The sequence below is a fragment of the Pseudoalteromonas sp. SWN29 genome, from assembly GCF_015864465.1.
Taxonomy (GTDB): domain Bacteria; phylum Pseudomonadota; class Gammaproteobacteria; order Enterobacterales; family Alteromonadaceae; genus Pseudoalteromonas.
In genome coordinates this window covers 1-5157 of the sequence record NZ_JADYXE010000093.1, presented here as the reverse complement: position 1 = coordinate 5157, position 5157 = coordinate 1, and the positions used below count along the sequence as shown (strand labels likewise).

General features: G+C 40.6%; 2 protein-coding genes. One reads left to right on the top strand and one right to left on the bottom strand.

Features of this window, described 5'->3' with window-relative positions:
• Window positions 1–459: 459 nt before the first annotated feature.
• On the bottom strand, window positions 460–2640 hold the full coding sequence (gene katG / locus I6F53_RS19820) for a catalase/peroxidase HPI (protein ID WP_197240897.1): 2181 nt from the start codon (window positions 2638–2640) through the stop codon (window positions 460–462).
• A 906-nt stretch (window positions 2641–3546) separates the two neighbouring features.
• Between katG and I6F53_RS19815 the strand changes: the two genes are divergently transcribed.
• Entirely contained in the window at window positions 3547–4437 is an 891-nt protein-coding gene (locus tag I6F53_RS19815) for a tetratricopeptide repeat protein (RefSeq protein WP_166421803.1), read from the top strand.
• The last annotated feature ends 720 nt before the right edge of the window (window positions 4438–5157 follow it).

The window sequence follows — 5157 nt, the reverse complement described above, 5'->3', positions numbered from 1 at the left end:
TGTAGACGCGCTGCTTGCAGGCGTTTAAAAACGCAGTTTTTAGGATGGTTTTAGGTTAAGTAATTAGAAGCTGCGCTTCTCGCGGAAGCAAGCTCTGCGCCTACGTGGCAAACTTAACGCCGTGGTTAAAATTTACTTGTAGACGCGCTGCTTGCAGGCGCTTAAAAACGCAGTTTTTAGGATGGTTTTAGGTTAAGTAATTAGAAGCTGTGCTTCTAGCGTGAGCAAGCTCTGCGCCTACGTGGCAAACTTAACGCTGTGGTTTAATTTAACCTGTAGACGCGCTGCTTGCAGGCGTTTAAAAACGCAGTTTTTAGGATGGTTTTAGGTTAAGTAATTAGAAGCTGCGCTTCTCGCGCGAGCAAGCTCAACGCTTGCCTCAAATAATTTATAACTGATATTAAATTTATAAAAAAGGGGGAGTAATTAATACTCCCCCTTTTATTATGACCGTGTAGATTATTTAAGATCGAATCTATCGGCATTCATTACTTTTACCCATGCATTTACAAAGTCATGTACAAAACGTTCTTTATTGTCGTCTTGTGCATAAAACTCAGCCAATGCGCGTAATATAGAGTTTGAACCAAATACTAAATCAACGCGTGTTGCAGTCCATTTTGTAGTGCCACTTTGGCGGTCTACTATATTGTATAAACCTTTTTGAGCTGGCTCCCAACGGTTTGACATGTCAGTTAAGTTTACAAAGAAGTCGTTGGTTAATGAACCCACGCTATTTGTAAATACGCCATGCTCGCTGCCAGCATAGTTAGTACCTAGTACTCGCATCCCACCAATAAGTACCGACATTTCTGGTGCACTTAATCCCATTAGTTGGCTGCGCTCTAGTAATAACTCCTCCGCTGATACTGCGTAATCTTTTTTCAGCCAGTTTCTAAAACCATCGTGAATGGGTTCTAGTACATCAAACGATTCTGCATCAGTCATTTCGTCTGTTGCATCTCCACGTCCTGGAGCAAACGGCACGTTTACATCAACACCGGCTTGTTTTGCAGCTTGTTCTACGGCTGCTGTACCACCTAAAACAATTAAGTCGGCGATGCTAACAGGTTTACTCAAGCCAGCCTGCACTTTTTCAAGCGCACTAAGTACTGATGCTAAACGTTCTGGCTCATTACCTTGCCAATCTTTTTGCGGTGCTAAACGAATGCGTGCACCATTTGCGCCGCCACGTTTATCAGAACCACGATAAGTACGTGCGCTATCCCAAGCTGTATTTATTAAATCAGCGGCACTAACACCACAATTTAATAATGTGGTTTTTAGATTGCTAATTTCGTCGTCTGTTAATGTGTAATCAACGGCTGGAATTGGATCTTGCCAAATTAAGTCTTCGCTTGGTACGTCGGCACCTAAGTAACATGATTTAGGACCTAAATCGCGGTGAGTTAGTTTAAACCAGGCACGTGCAAACACGTCTGAAAAGTAGTCAAAGTCGTTATAAAAGCGCTCAATAATTTTACGGTACGTTGGGTCCACTTTCATGGCCATATCAGCATCTGTCATCATTGGGTTTAAACGAATTGATGAATCTTCTACATCGACAGGCTTGTCTTCTTCTTTAATATTAATAGGCTCCCACTGATGAGCACCTGCAGGGCTTTTAGTGAGTTCCCATTCGTAGGTTAATAAAAGCTTACAGTATTCGTTATCCCATTGTGTTGGGTGCGTAGTCCATGCGCCCTCTACACCTGATGTAACTGTATCGCGGCCAATACCACGGGTTGTAGTGTTATTCCAACCAAGGCCTTGCTCGTGTACGTCAGCAGCTTCTGGCTCTGGGCCTAAGTTTTCTGCTTTGCCATTACCATGTGCTTTACCTACTGTGTGCCCGCCTACCGTTAATGCAGCGGTTTCTTCGTCATCCATTGCCATACGCGCAAAAGTTTCGCGAATTTGGGCCGCTGTTTTAAGCGGATCAGGTATACCATTTACACCTTCAGGGTTTACATAAATTAAGCCCATTTGTACTGCGGCTAATGGGTTTTCCATGGTGTCTGGTTTATCTACACTTTCGTAACGACCATCACTTGGCGCTAACCATTCTTTTTCAGCTCCCCAGTAAACGTCTTTTTCAGGATGCCAAATATCTTCTCGGCCGCCGGCAAAACCAAAGGTTTTTAAACCCATTGATTCGTATGCCATGTTGCCCGCTAAAATAATTAAGTCGGCCCATGAAAGCTTGTTACCGTATTTTTTCTTTATTGGCCAAAGTAAACGGCGCGCTTTGTCGAGGTTACCGTTGTCTGGCCATGAATTTAGTGGCGCAAAACGTTGATTACCTGTACCACCGCCCCCTCTACCATCGGCCAAACGGTATGAACCCGCTGAGTGCCATGCTAAACGAATCATTAAACCACCGTAATGTCCCCAATCGGCTGGCCACCAATCTTGGCTATCGGTCATTAAGCTTTTTACGTCTGTTTTTAGCGCGTCAAGATCGATTGATTTAAATGCTTCAGCGTAATTAAAGTCGCTATTGTATGGATTTGATTTGGTGTCGTGCTGATGAAGAATGTCTAAGTTTAGGGCATTTGGCCACCAATCAGTATTGGGATTAGACGTTTTAGTATTACTGCCGTGCATGACCGGACATTGGCCTGCTTTAGGGTTGCTCATTCTGGAATCCTTATAATAGAAAAGTAAAATACTTAATCAATCAGTATTGTTGTTTATGTATTTATAACTTTTTAAAAAGTAACGGTTATTTTTATTTAATCGGCTTACTTATTATTTAGTGTGCCTGCCTAAACACTTACGTATCCTTAATATAGGCGCATAAATTATGCTACGCCAGCCTCAACATACTATTTAAAACGATTGCTCCAATTTATATTTTTGATTGGCCTTTTGCTAATGATGTATTTAACAATAGCTTTGTAATTACGTTCAAAATAATAGTAAAAATAAATCTGATGACGCTCGTGTAAAGTATTACGTAAGATAAAAAAACAAATTAGTGAATTAACCTTAACCTTTTTACTAGACCTGTGATCGAATTGAAAAATTTCGGCGTAATGGTATGTGAAGGGTTTGAAAGTGGCTTTAATTTATTTAAAGCGCACATTGGAATACCCCCCTTCACCATGAAATTGTAGTTATATAGTTATAATTATAAAGGTGCATTACTTAAGCCCAATGCACCTTTACTTTATAAACCGAATACTTTGAGTATTCTTATATTTTTAACTAATTGAATTGAATTAAGTATTTGTTCATAAAGATTCAGTTAGTATAAAGTTGTTCTCCTGTGAATCCCTACGACATATTGTTGTTTTAAGCAGTTTTTGCCAGCTCATATTGAGCTGGTTTTTTTTGCCTATTTTTTCTTAAAACCACCTAAGTATTAGCAAAATGCTCATGCTTTACCCTATTATTGCTAAGCTCACTGGGCTAAAAAATTCTTACAACTATTGCTCCTATCTAAATTAGGTCAATTTTAATCCTGAAAAGTCAACGCGCCCTAGTGCCATTCAGCCCTGCATGTTAAAGTTATTACAGTAATTAATTTAATTAGGCGTACCGATGCGTTATTACCTATCTACACTTTTTGTTTGTTTAACTTTTTTTTCGGGCATAGTAAATTCTGCTGAACAAAAACCTGCAGCTCCTACACCGCAACAAGAACAACAAGCCCTTGGACAACTTAAAGAGTCTATGTATAAACCGCTGATGGAGCGCTACATACTCGACGAGCTAAAAGCGGTAAGACAAGATCAACAAAAACTCCGTGAGGATGTAACTAAGCAGGTTACTCATGCGCAGCTTGATACCGCCGATCGTGCATTAACGTACACAACAGACACTATCAACAATGTATTTTTTATAATTACCGCTACAGCATCTATTTTGGTTTTAGTGGGTTGGAATTCGCTACGCGATGTTAAAAACAAAGTAGAAGATATTGTAAATACGCGTGTAAGTGTAATAACTGACGAGTATGAAGACCGATTAAAAATTCTTGAAGAAAAACTACGCGTACGCTCTGAAGAAATACTCAGTAACCAAGAACGTATCTCGGTTACCAACGAGGTTCATTCGTTATGGATGCGTGCCAATTTAGAAAGTGATTTTGCTAATAAAATTGAAATATTTGATGAGATTTTAAAACGTAAACCAGAAGATGTTGAAGCCATTGCTTATAAAGCCGATGCGTTACTAGAAATAAACGAAACAGCACAAGCCATTGAGCTGTGTAATCAAGCCATTGATATAGACAGTGATTATGGTTATGCCTACTGGCAACGAGCATGTGCTTACGCACTTACACATAAGCATGCTGATGCATTAGCCGACATTAAAATGGCTCTTGATTATTCACCTAACTTACGTAACGAGCTATTACATGAGAGCGCATTTGCAAGCCTACATGACAACGACAGCTTTAATACAATAGTGGCTGGTGAAGTAGTTTAAGTATTAGAGTTTAGCCTGCCTGAGCAGGCCAAAAATGTAATAAAAAAGGGCTAAGGCCCTTTTTTTGTTTTTAAAGGTTAAGTTTGTTGGGTTATTAAGTAATTAGAAGCTGCGCTTCTCGCGCGAGCGAGCTCTGCGCCTACGCGGGGGAACTTAACGCTTTGGGTTAAATTTACTTACTGACCGCGCTGCTTGCAGGCGTTTGAAAACGTAGTTTTTAAGATGGTGGTAAAAGTAATTAGAAGCTTCGCTTCTCGCGCGAGCAAGCTCTGCGCCTACGCGGGGAAACTTAACGCTGTGGTTTGATTTAACTTGTAGACGCGCTGCTTGCAGGCGTTTAAAAACGTAGTTTTTAGGATGGGTAATTAAGTAATTAGAAGCTACGCTTCTCGCGTGAGCAAGCTCTGCGCCTACCTGCCAAGTTTGACACTGTGGTTAAAATTTACTTACTGACGCGCTGCTTGCAGGCGTTTAAAAACGTAGTTTTTAAGATGAGTGATTAAGTAATTAGAAGCTTCGCCTCGCGCGCGAGCAAGCTCTGCGCCTTGTATCTCTCATTGATAAATGATTAGCTATCGTTTATCACATCGAAGTCAGTGAGCTTGCCTGTGCGTCTAGTATTTAATACTGCTCCGTAGATAAGGCCCTGACTTTCTATTCTCAGAAACTGAATGGTATCCAAGCACACTTTTTTTAAGTAGATGCTGTATGTACAAGGGG